Here is a 21,734-nt window from a genome sequence, read left to right as displayed (position 1 = left end):
CTCCCCGATTACAGCTTCGACTGCGCCACGTGCGACAGCAGGTTCACCACGGAAGCGTGCATCACATCGGTGAAGGGTTTCGGATACAGGCCCATATACAGGGTCATGATCGCCAGCAGGCCGAGCATCAGGAACTCGCGCTTGTTCAGGTCGACCAGCTCGGCTACGTGCTTGTGCACCACGTCGCCAAAGATCACGCGCTTGACCATCCACAGCGAATAGGCGGCGCCCAGGATCAGTGCCGTGGCTGCCAGCAGGCCGATCCAGAAGTTGAACTTGACCGCGCCCAGGATGACCATGAATTCACCGACGAAACCCGAGGTAGCCGGCAGGCCGCAGTTAGCCATGGCGAAGAACACCGACAGCGCCGCGAACTTCGGCATGGTGTTCACCACACCGCCGTAATCGGCGATCTGGCGCGAGTGCACCCGGTCATACAGCACGCCGATGCAAAGGAACATGGCGCCCGAGATAAAGCCGTGGGAGATCATCTGGATGATGCCGCCCTCGATGCCGATCTCGTTGAAGATGAAGAAGCCCAGCGTGACGAAGCCCATGTGGGCGATCGACGAGTACGCCACCAGCTTCTTCATGTCGGCCTGCACCAGCGCGACCAGGCCAATGTAGATCACCGCGATCAGCGAGATGGTGATGATGAAAGCGGCCATGCTATGGCTGGCGTCTGGCGCGATCGGCAACGAGAAACGCAGGAAACCGTAGGCGCCCAGCTTCAGCATGATGGCAGCCAGCACCACCGAGCCGCCGGTCGGCGCCTCGACGTGGGCGTCAGGCAGCCAGGTATGGACGGGCCACATCGGCACCTTGACCGCGAAGGCCAGGAAGAAGGCGACAAACAGCGCGATCTGCTCGTTCATCGACAGCTTGGCCTGGTGCCATTCGAGGATCTCGAAAGTACCGGTCTTGCTGTACAGGTACAGCAGCGCAACCAGCGTCAGCAGCGAGCCGAGCAGCGTGTACAGGAAGAACTTGAAAGCCGCGTACACACGGTTCGGGCCGCCCCAGACACCGATGATGATGTACATCGGGATCAGCGTGGCTTCGAAGAACACGTAGAACAGCATGCCGTTGAGCGCGCAAAACACGCCGACCATCAGGCCCGACAAAATCAGGAACGAGGCCATGTACTCGGCCACGCGCTCGGTGATCACTTCCCAGGCGGAGATCACCACGATCACAGTGATGAAGGCGGTCAGCACCACGAACCACATCGAGATGCCGTCGACACCCAGGTGGTAGTTGATGTTGAAGCGCTCGATCCAGTTCGACTTCTCGACGAACTGCATGGCCGCCGTGGAGCGGTCGAAGTGAAACACCAGCGGCAGCGTGACAATGAAGCTGACGATGGAGCCGAACAGCGACATCCAGCGCACGTAGCAGCGACTGCGGTCGGAACCCGAGGCTAGTATCAGCAGGCCAAAAAAGATCGGCAGCCAGATAGCGAAAGACAGAACCATTTTCTTGTTTTCCTTACTTGGTGCCCACTGTGGCGAACGAGGTGCCGAACACCGTCATCGTCAGCAGTACCAGCATGCCCAGGATCATGGCGAATGCGTAATGGTAGATATAGCCGGACTGCAGGTAGCGGCTCACCGAAGCGAACCAGCCGACCACACGCGCGGCACCGTTGACCACCAGGCCATCGATCAGCCCCTGGTCACCGCCCTTCCACAGGCCGGTGCCAAGCAGACGGGCCCCGCGGGCAAACACGGCCTGGTTGATCGCGTCCATGTAGTACTTGTTGTCTAGCAGCGTGTACAGGCCCGAAAAACGTTGCTTGATGGCAGCCGGGATGTCCGGGCGCTTCATGTAGAAGAACCAGGACAGCACCACGCCCGAGATGGCCAGCCACAGCACCGGCGTGGTCAGCGAATGCAGGCCCATCGCCACCCAGCCGTGGAAGGCTTCGGTCAGCTCCGCCATCGCGTGGTGGTTCTCGCCTACGTAGATCACGTTCTTGAAGGCCACGCCATTCTTGAAGAAGTCGCCGAACAGCATCGGGCCGATCGCGATCGCGCCGATCACCACCGACGGGATGGCCAGCAGCACCAGCGGCAGCGTGACGACCCACGGCGACTCGTGCGGCTTCTCGCCCGGGGCCAGGCCGTGATGATGGTCGGCCGTTGCCTCCTCATCGTCATGGTTGCCCGCGTGATGCGCGTGGTGGTCTTCCTTGCCGAAACGCTCTTCGCCGTGGAACACCAGGAAGTACATGCGGAAGGAGTAAAACGCCGTGACGAACACGCCGGCCAGCACCGCGAAGTAAGCAAAGCCCGAGCCCGGGATATGCGACTCGGCCACGGCCTCGATAATCGAGTCCTTGGAGTAGAAACCAGCAAAGAACGGCGTGCCGATCAGGGCCAGCGAGCCCACCAGCGAGGTGATCCACGTAATCGGCATGTACTTGCGCAGGCCACCCATGTTGCGGATGTCCTGATCGTGGTGCATGCCGATGATGACCGAGCCCGCGGCAAGGAACAGCAGTGCCTTGAAGAATGCGTGGGTCATCAGGTGGAACACGGCCACCGAGTATGCCGAGGCGCCCAGGGCGACGGTCATGTAGCCCAGCTGCGACAGCGTGGAGTAAGCCACCACGCGCTTGATGTCATTCTGGATGATGCCCAGGAAGCCCATGAACAGCGCGGTAATGGCACCGATCACCAGCACGAACGACAGCGCGGTGTCCGACAGCTCGAACAGCGGCGACATGCGCGCGACCATGAAGATGCCGGCCGTCACCATGGTGGCGGCGTGGATCAGCGCGGAGATCGGGGTCGGGCCTTCCATCGAGTCAGGCAGCCACACGTGCAGCGGGAACTGCGCCGACTTGCCCATGGCGCCGATGAACAGGCAGATGCAGGCGACCGTGATCATCAGCCAGTCGGTGCCCGGGAAGATCACCGTGGCGAGCTGGTCGCGCGCGGCGAAGACTTCGGTGTAGTTCATGCTGCCGCTGTAGGCCAGCAGCAGGCCGATGCCGAGGATGAAGCCGAAGTCACCCACGCGGTTGACCAGGAACGCCTTCAGGTTGGCGAAGATGGCCGTCGGGCGGGTGTACCAGAAGCCGATCAGCAGGTACGACACCAGGCCCACAGCTTCCCAGCCGAAGAACAGCTGCAGGAAGTTGTTGCTCATCACCAGCATCAGCATCGAGAAGGTGAACAGCGATATGTAGGCGAAGAAGCGGTTGTAGCCGGGATCTTCGCTCATGTAGCCGACGGTGTAGATGTGCACCATCAGCGAGACGAAGGTCACCACCACCATCATCATCGCGGTCAGCGAGTCGACCAGGAAGCCCACTTCCATCTTCAGGTCGCCGATCTTCATCCACTCGTACACGGTGGCGTTGAAGCTCGCGCCGTTCATGACGTCCATCAGCACGATGATCGACAGCAGGCAGGAAATCGCCACACCGAGAATCGTCACGGTGTGGGCCAGCGTGCGGCCGGCGCGCGTCTCCGAGGAGAACGTGCTGAAGAACTTGGTGCCGAACAGGCCGGCGATGGCTGCACCGGCGAGCGGTGCGAGCGGAATCGCCAGTAGCAGGTTGGGGTCGAGCGTGGTTGCCATAGGACGCTTAGTGGTGTGCGGTCGGAGAACGGTCTTGATTCATAACGTAGCGGCGCGGATCAACCCTTGAGGGTGTCCATGTCGTCCACGTTGATCGTGTCCAGGTTGCGGAACAGCACGACCAGGATTGCAAGGCCGATTGCCGATTCGGCCGCAGCCACCGTGAGGATAAAGAAAACGAAAACCTGTCCTGCCAGGTCGCCTAGATAGTGCGAGAAGGCGACGAAGTTCATATTGACCGCAAGCAGCATCAGCTCGATCGCCATCAGCAGCACGATCACGTTCTTGCGGTTCAGGAAAATACCAACGATGCTGATGGCGAACAGGATCGCACCGAGCACGAGGAAATGGGCGAGAGAGAGCACAGCGTTTCTCCGGGCTTTAGTTCTTGTTAGCGGCAGCCGCGGCATCCGGGCTGGCTTGGGTGCCGGCACGGGCTTCGCTGGGCATCGAGACCAGGCGCACGCGGTCCTGGCGGCGGGTACGCAACTGCTCGCCCACGTCTTGCGACTTGTTGTCCTTGCGGCGGCGCAGCGTCAGCGCGACAGCGGCAATGATCGCCACCAGCAGGATGATGCCCGCCACTTCAAAGGCGTAGATGTAGTCGGTGTAGATCAGCTTGCCGAGCGCTGCCGTGTTGGAGTAGTCCGGGCCCTGCGTCACGTTGTTCAGCGGCACCGTGGTGCCGATGAAGTTACGCACCAGCACGGTGGCCATCTCGCCGATGATCAGCGCACCGATCACCGAGGCCAGCGGCACGTAGGTCCAGAAGTCCCGTCGCAGGTGCTCGATGTCGATATCGATCATCATCACCACGAACAGGAACAGCACCATCACGGCGCCCACGTACACCAGCACCAGCAGGATGGCGAGGAATTCGGCCTTCAGCAGCATCCAGATCGCGGCTGCCGTAAAAAACGACAGCACGAGGAACAGTGCGGAGTGCACCGGGTTCTTCGCGGTGATGACTTTCAGTGCGGAGAGCACCAGCACCAGCGCAAAGACATAGAAGATGGTGGTCGTGAGTTCCATGGTCCTCGTCGAGCCTTCCGGCACAAGCCACCCCTGGTGGCCTGCCCTTGCGGCATCCTTTTCGTTAGCCCCACACGGGGCCCGATTCACAATGCATTGGCAACGCCCGCCAGGTTCGGCGGGCACGCCCTGTAATGCGCTTATCAGCGGTACTTGGCGTCCGCAGCCTTGGCCGCGGCGATCTGCGGCTCGTAGCGGTCGCCCACTGCCAGCAGCATGTCCTTGGTGAAGTACAGGTCGCCGCGCTTCTCGCCGTGGTACTCGAGGATATGCGTCTCGACGATGGCGTCGACCGGGCAGGCTTCTTCGCAGAAGCCGCAGAAAATGCACTTGGTCAGGTCGATGTCATAGCGCGTGGTGCGGCGGGTGCCGTCGGCGCGGGCATCGGACTCGATGGTGATGGCCACAGCCGGGCAAACCGCTTCGCACAGCTTGCAGGCGATGCAGCGCTCTTCCCCGTTGGGGTAGCGGCGCAGCGCGTGCAGGCCGCGAAAACGCGGCGACATCGGCGTTTTCTCTTCGGGGAACTGGACCGTGATCTTGCGGGCGAAGAGATAACGCCCGGTCAGAGCCATGCCCTTGAAGAGTTCCTTCAGGAGCAGGCTGTTGAAGAAGTCCTTGATGGCGAGCAGCATGACGATTGCTTCCTAATGATTCCGCAGGGCGCCGCCTGTTGTGGCTGCGCCCCTGCTTTGGCCGTTCAATGCCAGATATTCCAGGGCGACCGGATCCAGATCGCCACGATGACCAGCCAGCCCACCGTCAGCGGGATGAAGATCTTCCAGCCCAGGCGCATGATCTGGTCATAGCGGTAGCGCGGGAACGAAGCACGAATCCAGATAAACACCGACAGCAGCAAAAATACCTTGATCACCAGCCAGAAGAAGCCCGGGACCGCATTGGTGATGAAGCTCTCGAACGGCGGCGCCCAGCCTCCCAGGAACATCAACGCGGTCATCGTCGAGATGACGATCATGTTGATGTACTCAGCCAGGAAGAACAGCGCGAAGCCCATGCCCGAGTACTCGATCATGTGGCCGGCAACGATTTCCGACTCGCCTTCCACCACGTCGAACGGGTGGCGGTTGGTTTCGGCCACGCCGGAGATGAAGTACACGCCGAACATGGGCAGCAGCGGCAGCCAGTTCCACGACAGTACGTTGATCCCCATGTTGGCGAAATAGCCGGTGTTCTGCGAGTTGACGATGGCCGACAGGTTCAGGCTGCCAGACACCATCAGCACGGTCACCAGGGCAAAGCCCATGGCGATTTCATACGAGACCATCTGCGCCGCGGCGCGCATGGCGCCGATGAAGGCGTACTTGGAGTTGGAGGCCCAACCGGCCAGGATCACGCCGTAGACGCCAACCGAGCTGATCGCCATCACGTAGAGCAGGCCGGCGTTGACGTTGGCCATCACCACTTCGGCCTGGAACGGAATCACCGCCCAGATCGCCACGGCGGGCATCAGCACCATCAGCGGGGCAACCAGGTACATGCCCCGGCTGACCTGCGTGGGCATCATCACTTCCTTGAGCAGCAGCTTGAGCACGTCGGCGATCGGCTGCAGCAGGCCCAGCGGCCCGACCCGGTTCGGGCCGATACGCACGTGCATCCAGCCAATCAGCTTGCGCTCCCACAGGATCAGGTAGGCCACGCACAACAGCAGCGGCACCACAATGACCACGGCGCGAATCAGGATCCACAGCGGCGTCCATGCGCCGCCGAAGAGATTCTGTCCTTGCGAGGTAATCCAATCGATCATGTTTCTTTCTCGCTCTTCTTATGCCGTGGCCGCCGGCTCGGCCGCGCCCTTCGCGGTGGCGGCCAGGTCGATGGCTTTCTCTACAGTGACGGTGCCGAACGGTGCGCCCAGCGTGGTCGCGGCAACGGTGCCGGCGGACACGCGCACGGTGCCGGCAGGCAACGCGGCTTCAAGGGCGGCCGGCAGCACCACGCTGCCCTGCCCTTGCGTCACGCGCACCGGATCGCCAGCCTGCACACCCAGCGAGGCGAACAGGTCTGCCGACAGGCCGGCTTGCATGGCGCGGCGCGCGGCTGCGGACAGTTGCAGCGAATCGGCACGGCGCACGATCGGGTCGGCGTGGTAGATCGGCACATCGGCGATGCGTTCGATTCCACCGGCCGCCTGGGCGGTGACGCGGATGGCCGCGTCGGTGCCGTTGTTCAGTTGCGGTGCGACCGGCTTGGCCAGCACTTCGTCGCGCACGCTTTCGGCGGTCTCGAAGTCGAAGCCAGGCACGTCCAGCAGGTTGCCCAGCACGCGCAGCACCTTCCAGCCCGGACGCGAATCGCCCAGCGCGCGGACGACGCCGTTGAAGCTTTGCGGCAGGCCTTCGCAGTTCACGAACGTGCCCGCGGTTTCGGTGAACGGCGTCACCGGCAGGATCACGTCAGCATATTGCAGCGCGGCGTCCGAGCGGAACGCGGACAGCACCACCACGGTGCCGGCCTGGGCCAGCGCAGCCAGCGCCTGGGTCGGGTTGGCGGCATCGAACTCGGGTTCCGTGTTCAACAGCACGTAAGCACGGCGCGGCGTGTCAAACATGGCCTGCGCATTGGCGCCGCCATTTTGCGGCAGCGCGCCGGCGATATGGCCACCGACGGTGTTCGCGGCTTCGGTCAGGAAGCCCAGCGTGGCGCCGGTTTCCGTGGCGATCCACTGTGCCAGCGCATGCAGCGCGGCGAATTGCGGATGACGCACGGCCTCGTTGCCGAGGAACACGGCGCGGCGCTCGCCCGACAGCAGCGCATCGGCCACCAGCTTGGCCTTGTCGTCGCCATCGAAGCCATCGGTGCCCGCCGGAGCGGCCACGCCCTTGGCGGCGGCAACGGCACGGGCCACGCCGGCCAGGGCTGCGGTCCAGCCGGATGGCGCCACGTCAATGCGTGCGGCCAGCGGCATCAGCAGGTCCTCGGCGCTGGCGCCGAGGACGGCCACGCGGGCTCCCTTCTTGCCAGCCTGGCGCAGACGCGCGGCCAGCAGCGGATGATCCTTGCGCAGGGCGGAACCGATCACCAGCACGCGTTGCAGCGTGGAGACGTCGGCGATCGGCAGGCCGAGCCACGGCGCGCCCTTGATGGCGGCCGAGAAATCGGTCTGGCGCTGGCGGAAGTCGACGTTGTCGCTGCCCAGGCCACGCACCAGCTTGCCCAGCAGGTGGAGTTCTTCCAGCGTGCTGTGCGGGCTGGCCAGCGCGGCGATCTGGTCTGCGCCATGGTCACGCTTGATGCTCGCGAGGCCATTGGCCACGTATTCCAGCGCGGTCTGCCAGTCGGTTTCCATCCACTCGCCGCCCTGCTTGACGAGCGGCTTGGTGAGACGGTCGGGGCTGTTGAGGCCTTCGTACGAGAAGCGGTCCTTGTCGGACAGCCAGCATTCGTTGACGGCTTCGTTGTCCAGCGGCAGCACGCGCATGACGCGCTGGTTCTTGGTCTGCACCACCAGGTTCGCGCCCAGGCCATCATGCGGCGACACCGATTTGCGGCGTGCCAGTTCCCAGGTACGTGCCGAGTAGCGGAACGGCTTGCTGGTCAGCGCGCCGACCGGGCAGAGGTCGATCATGTTGCCGGACAGTTCCGAATCCACGGTCTGGCCAACGAAGGTCGTGATCTCGGAGTGCTCGCCACGGCCCAGCATGCCCAGCTCCATCACGCCGGCCACTTCCTGGCCAAAGCGCACGCAGCGGGTGCAGTGGATGCAGCGGCTCATCTCTTCCATGGAGATCAGCGGGCCCACGTTCTTGTGGAATACGACGCGCTTTTCTTCCTTATAGCGCGACTCCGATGCGCCGTAGCCCACGGCCAGATCCTGCAGCTGGCACTCGCCGCCCTGATCGCAGATCGGGCAATCCAGCGGGTGGTTGATCAGCAGGAATTCCATCACCGACTTCTGGGCCTTGACTGCCTTCTCCGAATTGGTGAAGACCTTCATGCCAGGGGTGACCGGCGTGGCGCAGGCGGGCAGCGCCTTGGGCGCTTTCTCAACCTCAACCAGGCACATGCGGCAGTTCGCCGCGATGGACAATTTACGGTGGTAGCAGAAGTGCGGGATGTAGGTGCCCAGCTGGCGGGCGGCTTCCATCACCAGGCTGCCTTCAGCAACCTCAACCTTCTTGCCGTCGATCTCGAGTTCAACCATGTTCTGCCACGCTTAAGAGTAGGCCGGAACCATGCACTGCTTGTGTTCGACGTGATATTCGAACTCTTTCCAGTAGTGCTTGAGCATGCCGCGGACCGGCATCGCTGCCGCATCACCAAGCGCGCAGATAGTGCGGCCCATGATGTTTTCAGCGACGTTATTGAGCAGGTCCAGATCTTCCTGGCGCCCTTCTCCGTGTTCGATACGATTCACCATGCGATAGAGCCAGCCGGTGCCTTCACGGCACGGCGTGCACTGGCCGCACGATTCTTCAAAGTAGAAATACGACAGACGCAGCAGCGAGCGAACCATGCAGCGCGTCTCGTCCATCACGATCACCGCGCCCGAGCCCAGCATCGAGCCGGCCTTGGCGATCGAGTCATAGTCCATGTCGGACGCCATCATCATGTCGCCCGGCACCACCGGGGCGGACGAGCCGCCCGGGATCACTGCCTTGATGCGCTTGCCGCCGCGCATGCCGCCGGCGAGTTCCAGCAGGGTCGCGAACGGCGTGCCCAGCGGGATCTCGTAGTTGCCGGGGCGCTCGACGTCGCCGGAGATCGAGAAGATCTTGGAGCCGCCGTTGTTCGGCTTGCCCATCTTCAGGTAGTTTTCCGGCCCGATCGACAACAGGAACGGCACCGCGGCAAACGTTTCCGTGTTGTTGATGGTGGTCGGCTTGCCGTACAGGCCGAAGCTGGCCGGGAACGGCGGCTTGAAGCGCGGCTGGCCTTTCTTGCCTTCCAGCGATTCGAGCAGCGCGGTTTCCTCGCCACAGATGTAAGCGCCGTAGCCGTGGTGGGCGTGCAGCTGGAAGTCGAAGCCCGAGCCCAGGATGTTGTCACCCAGGAAACCGGCGGCACGTGCCTCTTCGAGGGCTTGCTCGAAAATCTTGTACTCGTTCCAGATCTCGCCGTGGATGTAGTTGTAGCCCACGGTGATGCCCATCGCGTACGCACCGATGGCCATGCCTTCGATCAGCGCATGCGGGTTGTAGCGGATGATGTCGCGGTCCTTGAAGGTACCGGGCTCGCCCTCGTCGGTGTTGCAGACCAGGTATTTCTGGCCGGGGAACTGACGCGGCATGAAGCTCCACTTCAGGCCGGTGGGAAAGCCCGCGCCGCCACGGCCGCGCAGGCCGGAGGCCTTGACGTCCGCGATCACCTGCTCGGGCGTGATCTTCTCGGTCAGGATGCGCTTGAGCTGCTGGTAGCCACCGCGCTTGACGTAGTCGTCGAGGTGCCAGTTGCTGCCATCGAGGCCAGCCAGGATCAGCGGCTTGATATGGCGGTCGTGCAGAGAGGTCATGTTACTTATCTCCCTTGGCTGCAGTGCTGCCGGCGGCCTTGAGCTCGTCGACGAGCGCGTCCAGCTTGGCGTCGCTCATATGGCTGCACATGCGGGTATTGTTGACGATCATCACCGGTGCGTCGCCGCAGGCACCCATGCACTCGCCTTCCTTGAGGGTGAAGGTGCCGCACGGGGTGGTTTCGTTGTAGCCGATCCCCAGCTTTTGCTTGAGGTAGTCGCCGGCACGTTCGCCGCCGGAGAGTGCGCACGGCAGGTTGGTGCAGACGGTCAGCTTGTACTTGCCGACCGGCTTGGTGTCGTACATGTTGTAGAAGGTTGCAACCTCCTCGACCCATACCGGCGGCATGTCGAGGTAGCTGGCAACAAACTGCATGACTTCCGGGGAGACCCAGCCCACTTCGCCCTGCGCCACGGCCAACGCCGCCATCACGGCCGACTGCTTCTGGTCAGCCGGATACTTGGCGATCGCGCGATCGATTTCCTTGAGAGCTTCTGCTGATAGCATGGTCGTTGCTGTAATACGCCGTGTCATTTGCGGATCTGCGCCGCCACATGGCGCGCATCCCGCAGGTTTGCAGCCGTCGCTGCCGTTGCAGCCCGCATGTCAAAGGCATGCCGGGCTCACCGCGGGTTTCCCGTGACCGGACACGATCTTCTGTGGGTCCGTGCCAGGGGCGCCCGGATCGTCGTCCGGGGCCGGCGGCTCTTGTTAGCTCGTCAACGGTCGATTTCGCCGAAGACGATGTCTTGCGTACCGATGATCGTTACCGCATCCGCAATCATGTGGCCCTTGGCCATTTCATCCAGTGCGGCCAGATGGGCAAAGCCAGGGGCACGGATCTTCAGGCGATACGGCTTGTTCGCACCGTCGGAGATGGCATAGATGCCGAACTCGCCCTTCGGGTGCTCCACTGCCGCATAAGTCTCGCCTTCGGGCACGTGAATGCCTTCGGTGAAGAGCTTGAAGTGGTGGATCAGCTCTTCCATGTTCGACTTCATGTCCACGCGCGACGGCGGCGCAACCTTATGGTTGTCGCTCATCACCGGGCCCGGATTGCGGCGCAGCCAGTCGATGCACTGCTTGATGATGTTGTTGGACTGGCGCATTTCTTCCACGCGCACCAGGTAGCGGGAGTAGCAATCGCCGCCCACGCCCACCGGCACCTGGAAGTCCATGCGGTCATACACTTCGTAGGGCTGCTTCTTGCGCAGGTCCCACTCGATGCCGGAGCCGCGCAGCATCGGGCCGGTAAAGCCCATCTGCAGTGCACGTTCGGGGCTCACCACGCCGATGCCGACCAGGCGTTGCTTCCAGATCCGGTTGTCCGTCAGCAGCGTTTCGTATTCGTCGACGTACTTCGGGAAGCGGTTGGTGAAGTCCTCGATGAAGTCCAGCAACGAGCCCGAACGCGCTTCGTTCATGGCCTTGATGGCGCGCTCGTTGTGGATCTTCGACGCCTTGTATTGCGGCATCGTGTCCGGCAGGTCGCGGTACACGCCGCCCGGACGGTAGTAGGCCGCGTGCATGCGCGCGCCCGACACCGCCTCGTACATGTCGAACATGTCTTCGCGTTCGCGGAAGGCGTACAGGAACACCGCCATCGCGCCCACGTCGAGCGCGTGCGAGCCGATCCACATCAGGTGGTTCAGCAAGCGCGTGATTTCGTCGAACATCACGCGGATGTACTGCGCGCGGATTGGCACCTCGAGACCCAGCATCTTCTCGATGGCCATCACGTAGGCATGCTCGTTGACCATCATCGACACGTAGTCGAGGCGGTCCATGTACGGCACGCTCTGGATCCAGGTCTTCTGCTCGGCCAGCTTTTCGGTGGCACGGTGCAGCAGGCCGATATGGGGGTCGGCGCGCTGGATGACTTCGCCGTCCAGCTCCAGCACAAGGCGCAGCACGCCGTGTGCCGCAGGGTGCTGCGGGCCGAAGTTAAGGGTGTAATTCTTGATGTCTGCCATTGCGCGTTCTCAGTGCTGCAAGCCGCCGTAATTCTCTTCGCGGATCACGCGGGGCGTGACCTCGCGCGGCTCGATCGTGACGGGCTGATAGATCACCCGCTTTTGCTCGGGGTCGTAGCGCATCTCGACATAGCCCGAGACCGGGAAATCCTTGCGGAACGGGTGGCCGACGAAACCGTAGTCGGTCAGCAGGCGGCGCAGGTCGTTGTGGCCTTCGAACACGATGCCGTAGAAGTCGAACGCTTCGCGCTCGAACCAGTTCGCCGAGTTCCAGACGTCGGTCAGCGAGGGCACCACGGGCACGTCGTCGTCCGGCGCGAACACGCGTACGCGCAGGCGCCAGTTATGCTTGATCGAGATCAGGTGCGTCACGGCCGCGAAACGGGGACCGTCCCAGGCGCCGTCGCCATAGGTGGAATAGTCGACGCCGCACACATCGAGCAGCTGCTCAAAATGCAGTGAGGGATCGTCGCGCAGCATCAGCGCGCTTTCCAGGTAGTCATCGGCCTTGACGATAAGGGTAATCTCGCCTAGCGCCTCCACCAGTTTCTGGATACGCTTGCCCAGTACCTTTTCGAGCGCGGCCTTCAGAGTATCGAGGTTCGACATGTCAGCCCTTGCGCGCGATGGTGTTGGTGCGACGGATCTTGTTCTGCAGCTGGATGATGCCGTAGATCAGCGCTTCCGCCGTCGGGGGGCAGCCAGGCACGTAGATATCCACCGGCACGATCCGATCGCAACCACGCACCACTGAATACGAGTAGTGATAGTAGCCACCGCCATTCGCGCAGGAACCCATCGAGATCACCCAACGCGGCTCTGCCATCTGGTCATAGACCTTGCGCAGTGCGGGGGCCATCTTGTTGCACAGCGTGCCGGCCACGATCATCACGTCCGACTGGCGCGGCGACGGGCGGAAAATCACGCCGAAGCGGTCCATGTCGTAGCGCGCGGCGCCAGCATGCATCATTTCCACAGCGCAGCACGCCAGGCCAAAGGTCATCGGCCAGAGCGACCCGGTGCGGGTCCAGTTGATCAGCTTGTCAGCGGTAGTCGTGACGAAGCCTTCATTGAGAACGCCTTCGATTGCCATATCACATCACTCCCAATCGAGCGCGCCCTTTTTCCAGATGTAGACGAAGCCCACGATGAATTCCAGCAGAAACACGCCCATGGCGAAGAAACCCGGCCAGCCGATATCCCGCAGGGCTACACCCCAGGGAAACAGGAAGGCGGTCTCGAGATCGAACAGGATAAAAAGAATAGCGATGAGGTAGTAGCGCACGTCGAACTTCATGCGCGCGTCCTCGAACGCTTCGAAGCCGCACTCGTACGGAGAGAGCTTCGCGGGATCAGGTTTGTTTGGACCGAGAATTCGGCCGATCGACATCAGTGCAATGCCGAGCACGACACCGAAGATGATGAAGATGAGGACGGGGAAGTAGGCTTCGAGATTCAAGGTACGGCCAGCCTTATCTGGAATGTTGTCAACAGCACCAGCGGTAAGCGGCGTCCTGTTGCCCACCCCAAGCGCCATTCCGTAGAAATTACGACGCCGCCTTGCGGACTGGCCGGGGCATACATCCGGGATGGTCTCCGAATGTATGCCCCGATCAAGTTGTTTGGTGCCGACGGCGAGACTCGAACTCGCACAGCTTTCGCCACTACCCCCTCAAGATAGCGTGTCTACCAATTTCACCACGTCGGCTGGGGGAGAAACAATATTGCCTCGCGCCGGGCTTTTCAGGGCCCTGGGTTTTTACACCCTTCGGAACTCTGGCTGGGATACTACTTTATCCTGGCTGGAGCCCCGTCGCTGGGGGATCGTTTCAAGCCTTGTATTCTAACCTAGGATTCTTGTTTTGTTCAATGCACAACAGCAAAAATCTTCAAGAATAAGTCACAAGGCTCGTTGATTATTTCGGTACAGCAGGCGCAGAAGGATTCGAGGCCGCGGCAGCCGATGCAGCAGCAGGCGCCGAAGCCCCCGCCACCGCCGGTGCCACCGCGGGCGCGGAGCCCATCACGCCCAGCGAAGCTGCCGGCCGGTAGTTGCCCATCAGCGTCAGGCTCAGCGTGCAGATGAAGAACAGCGTCGCCAGCACGGCGGTGGTACGCGACAGGAAGTTGGCCGAGCCGGTGGCGCCGAACAGGCTGCCCGAGGCCCCCGAGCCGAACGCCGCACCGACATCGGCGCCCTTGCCGTGCTGTAGCAGCACCAGGCCAATCACGCCAAGCGCGGACAGTACCTGCGCCACTACCAACAAAGTTTTGAAAATTGCCATTTGGTTCGATTCGCTTGCCTGATCAGACCCTATGAGCGGCCGGCATTCAGGCGTTGCCGATCGCGAGGAAATCGTCCGACTTCAGCGAGGCGCCTCCGATAAGGCCCCCGTCGATGTCGGGCATGGAAAATAGTTCTGCCGCATTGTCCGGCTTCACGCTGCCGCCGTACAACATGGCCATGCGAGCGGCCACGCCTGCGTCGCGCGCCGCCACCTGGGCGCGCAGGAAAGCGTGCACGGCCTGAGCCTGCTCGCTGCTTGCGGTCTTGCCCGTGCCGATCGCCCACACCGGCTCATAGGCCAGCACGATGCGGCCGAGCTGCTCAAGCGACAGGGTCTCGAGCACGGCGCCGAGCTGACGGCCTACCACGGCCTCGGTCTCGCCTGCCTCGCGCTGCGCCAGACTCTCGCCCACACACACCACTGGCACAATGCCGAACTCCAGCGCGCGCACCGCCTTGGCCGCTACCGCGGCATCCGTCTCGCCATGGTAGCTGCGCCGCTCCGAATGCCCCACCAGGGCATACGAAACACCGAACTCAGCCAGCATGGAGGCCGCGACTTCGCCCGTGAAGGCACCGCGCGCCTCGGCGGACACGTCCTGCGCGCCCCAGGCCACCGCGGACCCGGCCAGCAACGCCTGGCACTGCGCAAGATACGGGAACGGCGCGCATACTGCCAGGCGCGCGCTTGCGGGCGCTGCCTTGATCGCTTCCAGCAAGGTCACATTGGCAGCCAGGCTGCCGTGCATCTTCCAGTTGCCGATAACGAGCTTTTGTCTCACAGGGCGCCCCTCTCAATCAAACCGGCTATTGTAGCGCGGGCCAGGGCCCTACGCCACAGAAGGGCCCCGAAATCGGCCTGGGGCGCGAGGCGCCGGCCGCACCCGGCCGCATTCGGCCATCAGCCCGCTACCAGCAGCATTACCAGGTCAGGACGATCTTGCCGATGTGCTCGCTGGACTCCATCAGCCGATGCGCATCGGCGGCCTGGGCGGCCGGGAAGGTCTGGTGGATCACCGGCTTGATCTTGCCCGCGGCCAGCAGCGGCCACACGTGCTGGTGCAACGCCTGCGCGATCTCGCCCTTGAACGCCACCGGGCGGGGACGCAGCGTGGAGCCCGTCACGGTGATACGGCGGCGCAGGATATCGCCCAGCGGGATCTCGGCCTTGGCGCCGCCCAGCAGCGCGATGATCACAATGCGGCCATCGTCCGCGACGCAGGACAGCTCGCGCGCCAGATACGGGCCGGCCACCATGTCGAGGATGACATCTGCGCCACGGCCACCGGTCAGGGCCTTAACTTCGGCGACAAAGTCCTCGGTCTTGTAGTTGATGGCACGGTCGGCGCCCAGCTCCTCGCAGGCACGGCACTTGTCGGCGCTGCCGGCGGTGACGAAGACTTTGTGGCCCAGGGCCTTGGCGATCTGGATGGCGGTCGTGCCGATGCCGCTCGAGCCGCCCTGGATCAGCAGGGTCTCGTCCTTGCCCAGCGGGCCGCGGCCCAGGTAGCCGCGATCGAATACGTTGCTCCACACGGTGAAGAACGTCTCCGGCAATGCGGCCGCCTCGACATCCGACAGGCCCGCCGGCACCGGCAGGCATTGCGCCGCGGGGGCCACGCACAACTCGGCGTAACCGCCGCCCTGCACCAGCGCGCACACGCGATCGCCCAGCTTCAGGCCGAAGCGGTTGTCGGAGTGCGCCAGGTCACCGCCGGCCACCACGCCGGCCACTTCCAGCCCCGGCAGGTCGGACGCGCCGGGTGGCACCGGGTAGTTGCCGGTACGCTGGAATACGTCGGGACGGTTGATGCCGGCCGCGGCCACGCGGATCAGGATCTCGCCGGCCTTGGGCACCGGGTCTGGGCGTTGCGCCAGTTGCAGGACTTCGGGGGCGCCGTACTCGCGGATTTCGATGGCTTGCATTGCTGCTCCTTGCGGTTAGGGACCTCGCGCATGCGGCGGGCTCGCGCACGCAGGGCGGGGGAATCAATCTGGGCACCCGCCATGCAGCGGGCCGAACAGCCGGGCCGCATGGGGTGGGACTGGCGGGAGTGTAAACAAAAAAGCGGCTGGACATCGCCAGCCGCTTTTTCTGCTACGGGTACCGTCGTTCTACCGGCACCGTAAAACGCTTACTGCTGCTGCTGATCAGCCGAAGGCGTCGTCGGCGCTGCCGGAGCAGCCGGAGCAGCCGGAGCAGCCGGTGCCTCGCTGGTGTTGGCGATCGGGCTGATGCTGCCGCCCTCTTCGGCCAGCGCGGCCTTCAGGGACAGGCGCAGGCGGCCCTTCTCGTCAGCCTGGATCAGCTTGACGCGCACGTGTTGGCCTTCCTTGAGCCAGTCCTTGATGTCCTTGACGCGTTCGTTGACGATCTCGGAGATATGCAGCAGGCCATCCTTGCCCGGCAGGATGTTGACGATGGCGCCAAAGTCCAACAGCTTGAGCACGGTGCCGGCGTAGATCTTGCCTACTTCGGCTTCCGCGGTGATGCCTTCGATGCGGCGCTTGGCTTCGGCCATGCCTTCGGTCGAGGTCGAGGCGATGGTGATGGTGCCGTCTTCCTGGATGTCGATGGTGGTGCCGGTTTCCTTCGTCAGGGCCTGGATGGTCGAGCCGCCCTTGCCGATCACTTCGCGGATCTTGTCCGGATGAATCTTCATGGTGATCATGCGCGGTGCGTGCTCCGACAGCTCGGTGCGCGCATGGCCCATCGCGTCCTGCATCTTGCCCAGGATATGCAGGCGGCCTTCCTTGGCTTGCGCCAGCGCGACCTGCATGATTTCCTTGGTGATGCCCTGGACCTTGATGTCCATCTGCAGCGCGGTGATGCCGGTGTCGGTACCCGCGACCTTGAAGTCCATGTCGCCGAGGTGGTCCTCGTCGCCCAGGATGTCGGTCAGCACGGCGAACTTGTTGCCTTCCAGGATCAGGCCCATGGCCACGCCGGCCACGTGCGCCTTGATCGGAACGCCTGCGTCCATCAGTGCCAGGCAGCCACCGCACACCGATGCCATCGACGACGAGCCGTTGGATTCGGTGATTTCGGACACCAGGCGGATGGTGTAGGCGAATTCGTCATCCTTCGGCAGGACCGGGATCAGCGCGCGCTTGGCCAGGCGGCCGTGACCGATTTCGCGGCGCTTGGGGCTGCCCACGCGGCCGGTTTCGCCGGTGGCGAACGGAGGCATGTTGTAGTGGAGCATGAAGCGGTCGCGGTATTCGCCGGCGAGCGCGTCGATGATCTGCTCATCGCCCTTGGTGCCCAGCGTGGCAACCACCAGCGCCTGGGTTTCGCCACGGGTGAAGATGGCCGAGCCGTGAGCGCGCGGCAGCACCGACGAGCGGATCTCGATCGGGCGCACGGTGCGGGTGTCGCGGCCATCGATGCGCGGCTCGCCCGACAGCACCTGGCTGCGCACGATCTTGGCTTCGATGTCGAACAGCACGTTGCCCACTTCGACCTTGTCGGCTTCCACGCCGGCTTCGGCCAGCTTGGCCGCAACAGTGGCGTAGACTTCCTTGAGCTTTTGGCTGCGAGCCGACTTCTGGCGCAGCTGGTAGACGTCCTGCAGCAGCGGCAGGGCGATCTCGCCGACCTTGGCGATCAGCGCTTCGTTCTTCGGTGCCGCGGTCCAGTCCCACTCCGGCTTGCCGCCGTCGCGCACCAGGTCATGGATGGCATTGATGGCCGTCTGCATCTGCTCGTGGCCGTAGACCACGGCGCCCAGCATCACCTCTTCCGACAGTTGGCGGGCTTCCGATTCCACCATCAGTACGGCGCGCTCGGTACCGGCAACCACCAGGTCCAGTTCCGAAGCGGCGATCTGCGAACGGGTCGGGTTCAGCAGGTACTGGCCGTCCTTGTAGCCAACGCGCGCTGCGCCGACCGGGCCGCTGAACGGAATGCCCGACACTGCCAGGGCAGCCGAGGCGCCGATCAGGGCGGGGATGTCAGCCGGGACTTCCGGATTCAGCGACAGCACGTGGATGACCACTTGCACTTCGTTGTAGAAGCCTTCCGGGAACAGCGGGCGCAGCGGGCGGTCGATCAGGCGCGAGGTCAGCGTCTCGTTTTCCGACGGACGGCCTTCACGCTTGAAGAAGCCACCGGGGATCTTGCCGGCAGCGTAGGTCTTCTCGATGTAGTCGACGGTCAGCGGGAAGAAATCCTGGCCGGCCTTGGGCGACTTGGCAGCGACAACGGTGGCGAGCACCACGGTGTCCTCAATGTCGACGATCACGGCACCGCCAGCCTGGCGGGCAACCTCGCCGGTTTCCAGGCGCACCTTGTGCTGGCCCCACTGGAATTCCTTGACGATCTTGTTGAACATGGTCATGAGCGTTCCTTTTGTTCGTGCTTGCACGCTTGTGCAACGCCCGCGTTAGCAGCCGCGGGCGAACTGCCGGATCAGCGTCGGCCTCAGTCACAGGGAAGTGCTATGCCATTCCAGCGCGATACCTGATAGCTGGTAGCTGGTACGTGGCATCTGCCTGGGCAGATACCGCGCTGGAATGACACAAAGCCCCGCTTCCTTGCCCGACTCCGGTATGGATTAACAGTAAAAAAGCTAAAAAAAGCTAAAGAACACAGTAACTTACTCCGTTGCACGTCTTGGCGCAACGTGTGCCAGCCCCCGGGGCCATGGCACCATCAAGTAGAGCAAAAATCACTTGCAGCAATGCTGGACACCGACAGGACAGCGACCGAACAAGGGCCGGACGTGCGGCATTTCATCCGCAAAAACAAAATGCCTGCATCAGCGAGGCTGACGCAGGCATTAGTGGCTCACGCGAAGGCGTGCAGTGCATCCATTCGTGCTGCCATCCGGACGATCCTGGCTGCTTACTTACGCAGGCCGAGCTTCTCGATCAGCGAACGATAACGGTCGGCATCGTTGGCCTTGAGGTAGTCCAGCAGGCGACGACGACGGCTCACCATGCGCAGCAGACCGCGGCGGCTGTGGTGATCCTTCATGTTGGCCTTGAAGTGGGGGGTCAGTTCGTTGATGCGGGTGGTCAGCAAAGCGACCTGGACTTCGGGGCTACCCGTGTCGTTGGCGGCACGTGCGAACTGCTTGATGACTTCGGTTTTGCTGCTGATTTGGGCTTCTGCCATGGTGATTTCCTTTTCACTTGCGAACGCTACAGCACGAAATGTGCCGCATGCGTCGTGCCTTGTGCGTGTCCTACATACAGGCAACTGTCTCGCCGGACCGGTTTTTGACAACCGGCTGGCTATGACAGCGGGCGATTATAACGGAAAACGGGCTAGCGATGGCGTTTGCGGCAACGCAGGCCTGGAACCGCTAGAACCGTTCCATCTTGCAGGTCGTGGGCAACATGGTCTGCGCCGACTTTAGCTTCCTCACCGTGCGAAAGCCATATCCCGACCCCTCATTGTCAAAGCGCACATCGCCACCCTGCTTCTCCATCACCGACACGTAGAGCGGCTGCAGCACCTGGTGGTCGTCGGCGCGGATCGTCGCATCATGGAAGTCGTTGACGTAGCGCATGCCCTCCAGCGCACGCGCCACCTTGACGGCGTCGGTCGAACCCGCCTGCTCGATGGCCCGGGCGAGCATCTCCACCATCATCTGCATGCGCAGGTGAACGTAGTCGTCCTTGGGCTCAGGGTAACGGGCACGGAACGCCTGGTAGAACGCGTCGGAAGCCGTGCCGCCCACGTTGGGGTGCCACTCCGCCACCGCAAGCACGCGCCCTACCCCGGCGTCTCCCATGGCCGCCGGCGCGCCCAGCCCGTTGCCGTAGAAGGTGTAGAACTTGGCATTCAGCCCGCCCTCGCGCGCGGCCTTGATCATCAGGGTGAGGTCGTTGCCCCAGTTGCCCGTGATCACCGCATCCGCGCCGCTGGCCTTGATCTTGGCGATATACGGGGCGAAGTCCTTGATCTTGCCGATCGGGTGGAACTCATCGCCCACGATGCGCAGCTCGGGCCGTTTGGCCGCCAGCATCTCCCGTGCCGAACGCGACACCTGATGCCCGAAACTGTAGTCCTGGTCGATCAGGTAGACGCGCCGCACGCCGGCATCGGCACGAATGACTTCGGTCAGGGCCTGCATGCGCATGTCGGCGCTGGCATCGAAGCGGAAGTGCCAGAAGCTGCACCCCTCATTAGTCAGTGTGGGATCGACCGCCGAGTAATTCAGGAAGAGCACGCGGGCATCGGGCTGCCGGCTGTTATGGCGGTTGATCGCGCTGACCAGCGCGCCAGCCACCGCTGAGCTGTTGCCTTGCAGGACAAAGGGAATCCGCTTGTCCACCAGCCCGCGCAACTGGATCAGGCTCTCGTCGACATTGCCCTTGCTATCGAAGGTAACCAGCTCGAGGGGCCGCGCGCCTTCCGCGGTCTTGACGCCACCGCGCACATTGACGCGGTCGATGGCGATCCGCAGGTTGCGCACCACCGCGTCGCCCGCGTTGGCAAAGGGGCCGGACAACCCTTCGATCATGCCGAGACGGATCGGCTCCTGCGCGCCGGCGCTCGCCGCCACCGCCAGCAAACAGCCCGCCAGCCATCGTTTAGCCCACATCGAGTGATCTCCCGCCAAAGCGCTGCATGGTAAGCCAGTGGCCCAGCCTAGGCAAATCGGATCGCATTCGCGGCAAAACGGGAATTTGGGCGAGGATGGCGGCGCTTACCCTCAAACAGCCGGCACGTGCCACATGAGGCGCACACAACTTTTGCGCGCCGCTACACTCTTAGTCCATATCATCACGAATTTTAATAAGAGGACTGCCATGAACGCCTCATCGTCGCGCCGTGCCGCCCAGTGGCTCGTGCTAGCAGCAGCGGCAGCCGTCCTGCCGGCCTGCTCGGTGCTGCAACCGGTCAAAGCCGGCCAGGACATGGTGGGCGCGCCAGAAGCCGCCGTACAAGCCCAGTTCGGCATGCCAACCGATACCTACCAGCTAGCCGACGGCACACAGCGCTGGATCTACTCCAAGCAACCCTTCGGGCAACAATCCTACGCAGCAGACTTCGACAGCAGCGGCCATCTGACCATGTTCCGGCAGATGTTGCAGACCAACGAACTCTACAAGGCGAAAGTCGATGTGTGGACCAAGCTGGACGTGGAGCAACACTTTGGCAAGCCGCGCGAGCCCAGGCAGTATTACCCGCTGATGAAGCGCGAAGTGTGGTCCTACCGCTTCAAGCATGAGGACAACTGGCCGTCGATGTTCAATTTCTATTTCGACGACGGCGGCGTGCTGCGCCAGACCCAGATCACGCCAGACCCGCTCGCGGATGGGCCCGGCCGACGCCGCTGAGAGCGGGAAAATGCAAAAAGCCCGCCATCATCCTCATGGGAATGCGGCGGGCCGATTCAAGCCCCGCGGCCGGGTAGGCCGCGGGCTTAC

Annotated in this window: 20 protein-coding genes and 1 tRNA gene; 1 reads left to right on the top strand and 20 read right to left on the bottom strand. The window is 63.1% G+C overall.

Annotated elements, in window-relative coordinates:
• Positions 1-8: 8 nt before the first annotated feature.
• The 20 genes from AC1Q7Q_RS01400 to AC1Q7Q_RS01305 all read right to left on the bottom strand — a co-directional run bounded on the left by AC1Q7Q_RS01400 (position 9) and on the right by AC1Q7Q_RS01305 (position 20,905).
• Positions 9-1,475 (bottom strand): NADH-quinone oxidoreductase subunit M, encoded by a 1,467-nt coding sequence (locus AC1Q7Q_RS01400; RefSeq protein ID WP_492375500.1) that lies wholly within the window; start codon positions 1,473-1,475, stop codon positions 9-11.
• Between the two features lie 13 nt (positions 1,476-1,488).
• On the bottom strand, positions 1,489-3,588 hold the full coding sequence (gene nuoL / locus AC1Q7Q_RS01395; RefSeq protein ID WP_492375501.1) for an NADH-quinone oxidoreductase subunit L: 2,100 nt from the start codon (positions 3,586-3,588) through the stop codon (positions 1,489-1,491).
• A 59-nt stretch (positions 3,589-3,647) separates the two neighbouring features.
• Positions 3,648-3,953: an NADH-quinone oxidoreductase subunit NuoK gene (nuoK, locus tag AC1Q7Q_RS01390; RefSeq protein WP_006156828.1), complete on the bottom strand. Its 306-nt coding sequence runs from the start codon at positions 3,951-3,953 to the stop codon at positions 3,648-3,650.
• 16 nt (positions 3,954-3,969) lie between these two features.
• Positions 3,970-4,620: an NADH-quinone oxidoreductase subunit J gene (locus tag AC1Q7Q_RS01385; protein ID WP_492375502.1), complete on the bottom strand. Its 651-nt coding sequence runs from the start codon at positions 4,618-4,620 to the stop codon at positions 3,970-3,972.
• A 143-nt stretch (positions 4,621-4,763) separates the two neighbouring features.
• Positions 4,764-5,255, bottom strand: coding sequence for an NADH-quinone oxidoreductase subunit NuoI (nuoI, locus tag AC1Q7Q_RS01380; protein WP_267606001.1), 492 nt, complete (start codon positions 5,253-5,255; stop codon positions 4,764-4,766).
• A 65-nt stretch (positions 5,256-5,320) separates the two neighbouring features.
• The gene (gene nuoH / locus AC1Q7Q_RS01375; RefSeq protein WP_043344744.1) at positions 5,321-6,385 is read right to left on the bottom strand and encodes an NADH-quinone oxidoreductase subunit NuoH; all 1,065 of its coding nucleotides are present in this window, start codon (positions 6,383-6,385) and stop codon (positions 5,321-5,323) included.
• Positions 6,386-6,403: 18 nt separating this feature from the next.
• On the bottom strand, positions 6,404-8,782 hold the full coding sequence (nuoG, locus tag AC1Q7Q_RS01370) for an NADH-quinone oxidoreductase subunit NuoG (RefSeq protein WP_492375503.1): 2,379 nt from the start codon (positions 8,780-8,782) through the stop codon (positions 6,404-6,406).
• A 12-nt stretch (positions 8,783-8,794) separates the two neighbouring features.
• The gene (gene nuoF / locus AC1Q7Q_RS01365; protein ID WP_043344740.1) at positions 8,795-10,090 is read right to left on the bottom strand and encodes an NADH-quinone oxidoreductase subunit NuoF; all 1,296 of its coding nucleotides are present in this window, start codon (positions 10,088-10,090) and stop codon (positions 8,795-8,797) included.
• A gap of 1 nt (position 10,091) precedes the next feature.
• A complete protein-coding gene (gene nuoE / locus AC1Q7Q_RS01360) occupies positions 10,092-10,598 on the bottom strand; it encodes an NADH-quinone oxidoreductase subunit NuoE (RefSeq protein ID WP_006156834.1) in 507 nt (168 codons plus the stop codon).
• A 212-nt stretch (positions 10,599-10,810) separates the two neighbouring features.
• On the bottom strand, positions 10,811-12,064 hold the full coding sequence (locus AC1Q7Q_RS01355) for an NADH-quinone oxidoreductase subunit D (RefSeq protein WP_006156835.1): 1,254 nt from the start codon (positions 12,062-12,064) through the stop codon (positions 10,811-10,813).
• Positions 12,065-12,073: 9 nt separating this feature from the next.
• On the bottom strand, positions 12,074-12,673 hold the full coding sequence (locus AC1Q7Q_RS01350; protein WP_174426495.1) for an NADH-quinone oxidoreductase subunit C: 600 nt from the start codon (positions 12,671-12,673) through the stop codon (positions 12,074-12,076).
• 1 nt (position 12,674) lies between these two features.
• Positions 12,675-13,157 (bottom strand): NuoB/complex I 20 kDa subunit family protein, encoded by a 483-nt coding sequence (locus AC1Q7Q_RS01345; protein WP_006156837.1) that lies wholly within the window; start codon positions 13,155-13,157, stop codon positions 12,675-12,677.
• A 6-nt stretch (positions 13,158-13,163) separates the two neighbouring features.
• A complete protein-coding gene (locus AC1Q7Q_RS01340) occupies positions 13,164-13,523 on the bottom strand; it encodes an NADH-quinone oxidoreductase subunit A (RefSeq protein WP_006156838.1) in 360 nt (119 codons plus the stop codon).
• A 164-nt stretch (positions 13,524-13,687) separates the two neighbouring features.
• Positions 13,688-13,772 (bottom strand) — tRNA-Leu (locus AC1Q7Q_RS01335).
• Positions 13,773-13,980: 208 nt separating this feature from the next.
• Positions 13,981-14,349, bottom strand: coding sequence for a preprotein translocase subunit SecG (secG, locus tag AC1Q7Q_RS01330; RefSeq protein ID WP_150983745.1), 369 nt, complete (start codon positions 14,347-14,349; stop codon positions 13,981-13,983).
• Positions 14,350-14,395: 46 nt separating this feature from the next.
• Positions 14,396-15,133 (bottom strand): triose-phosphate isomerase, encoded by a 738-nt coding sequence (gene tpiA, locus AC1Q7Q_RS01325; protein ID WP_492375504.1) that lies wholly within the window; start codon positions 15,131-15,133, stop codon positions 14,396-14,398.
• Between the two features lie 139 nt (positions 15,134-15,272).
• Positions 15,273-16,277: an NAD(P)H-quinone oxidoreductase gene (locus AC1Q7Q_RS01320; protein ID WP_492375505.1), complete on the bottom strand. Its 1,005-nt coding sequence runs from the start codon at positions 16,275-16,277 to the stop codon at positions 15,273-15,275.
• Positions 16,278-16,486: 209 nt separating this feature from the next.
• Complete coding sequence (gene pnp / locus AC1Q7Q_RS01315; protein ID WP_043344729.1) at positions 16,487-18,691, bottom strand: polyribonucleotide nucleotidyltransferase; 2,205 nt, start codon at positions 18,689-18,691, stop codon at positions 16,487-16,489.
• A gap of 506 nt (positions 18,692-19,197) precedes the next feature.
• Positions 19,198-19,470 (bottom strand): 30S ribosomal protein S15, encoded by a 273-nt coding sequence (gene rpsO, locus AC1Q7Q_RS01310; protein WP_006156843.1) that lies wholly within the window; start codon positions 19,468-19,470, stop codon positions 19,198-19,200.
• A 190-nt stretch (positions 19,471-19,660) separates the two neighbouring features.
• The gene (locus AC1Q7Q_RS01305; RefSeq protein WP_492375506.1) at positions 19,661-20,905 is read right to left on the bottom strand and encodes a branched-chain amino acid ABC transporter substrate-binding protein; all 1,245 of its coding nucleotides are present in this window, start codon (positions 20,903-20,905) and stop codon (positions 19,661-19,663) included.
• Positions 20,906-21,113: 208 nt separating this feature from the next.
• Here AC1Q7Q_RS01305 and AC1Q7Q_RS01300 point away from each other — a divergent pair, with 208 nt between their 5' ends.
• On the top strand, positions 21,114-21,644 hold the full coding sequence (locus AC1Q7Q_RS01300; RefSeq protein WP_492375507.1) for a hypothetical protein: 531 nt from the start codon (positions 21,114-21,116) through the stop codon (positions 21,642-21,644).
• Positions 21,645-21,734: the final 90 nt, after the last annotated feature.

The organism is Cupriavidus sp. GW823-FHT07A04 (genome assembly GCF_058794615.1).
The sequence above is the reverse complement of the archived record's forward strand: the minus strand, read 5'-3'. Positions and strand labels throughout refer to the sequence as shown.

What these genes read in the sequence shown, in the direction of transcription:
- nuoI (WP_267606001.1), bottom strand. Translation starts at nt 5,255, where the DNA reads ATGCTGCTCGCCATCAAGGACTTCTTCAACAGCCTGCTCCTGAAGGAA.
- AC1Q7Q_RS01300 (WP_492375507.1), top strand. Translation starts at nt 21,114, where the DNA reads ATGAACGCCTCATCGTCGCGCCGTGCCGCCCAGTGGCTCGTGCTAGCA.
- rpsO (WP_006156843.1), bottom strand. Translation starts at nt 19,470, where the DNA reads ATGGCAGAAGCCCAAATCAGCAGCAAAACCGAAGTCATCAAGCAGTTC.
- nuoH (WP_043344744.1), bottom strand. Translation starts at nt 6,385, where the DNA reads ATGATCGATTGGATTACCTCGCAAGGACAGAATCTCTTCGGCGGCGCA.
- AC1Q7Q_RS01345 (WP_006156837.1), bottom strand. Translation starts at nt 13,157, where the DNA reads ATGGCAATCGAAGGCGTTCTCAATGAAGGCTTCGTCACGACTACCGCT.
- AC1Q7Q_RS01320 (WP_492375505.1), bottom strand. Translation starts at nt 16,277, where the DNA reads ATGCAAGCCATCGAAATCCGCGAGTACGGCGCCCCCGAAGTCCTGCAA.
- AC1Q7Q_RS01355 (WP_006156835.1), bottom strand. Translation starts at nt 12,064, where the DNA reads ATGGCAGACATCAAGAATTACACCCTTAACTTCGGCCCGCAGCACCCT.
- nuoE (WP_006156834.1), bottom strand. Translation starts at nt 10,598, where the DNA reads ATGCTATCAGCAGAAGCTCTCAAGGAAATCGATCGCGCGATCGCCAAG.
- AC1Q7Q_RS01385 (WP_492375502.1), bottom strand. Translation starts at nt 4,620, where the DNA reads ATGGAACTCACGACCACCATCTTCTATGTCTTTGCGCTGGTGCTGGTG.
- pnp (WP_043344729.1), bottom strand. Translation starts at nt 18,691, where the DNA reads ATGACCATGTTCAACAAGATCGTCAAGGAATTCCAGTGGGGCCAGCAC.
- AC1Q7Q_RS01400 (WP_492375500.1), bottom strand. Translation starts at nt 1,475, where the DNA reads ATGGTTCTGTCTTTCGCTATCTGGCTGCCGATCTTTTTTGGCCTGCTG.
- nuoF (WP_043344740.1), bottom strand. Translation starts at nt 10,090, where the DNA reads ATGACCTCTCTGCACGACCGCCATATCAAGCCGCTGATCCTGGCTGGC.
- AC1Q7Q_RS01350 (WP_174426495.1), bottom strand. Translation starts at nt 12,673, where the DNA reads ATGTCGAACCTCGATACTCTGAAGGCCGCGCTCGAAAAGGTACTGGGC.
- AC1Q7Q_RS01305 (WP_492375506.1), bottom strand. Translation starts at nt 20,905, where the DNA reads ATGTGGGCTAAACGATGGCTGGCGGGCTGTTTGCTGGCGGTGGCGGCG.
- nuoG (WP_492375503.1), bottom strand. Translation starts at nt 8,782, where the DNA reads ATGGTTGAACTCGAGATCGACGGCAAGAAGGTTGAGGTTGCTGAAGGC.
- nuoL (WP_492375501.1), bottom strand. Translation starts at nt 3,588, where the DNA reads ATGGCAACCACGCTCGACCCCAACCTGCTACTGGCGATTCCGCTCGCA.
- secG (WP_150983745.1), bottom strand. Translation starts at nt 14,349, where the DNA reads ATGGCAATTTTCAAAACTTTGTTGGTAGTGGCGCAGGTACTGTCCGCG.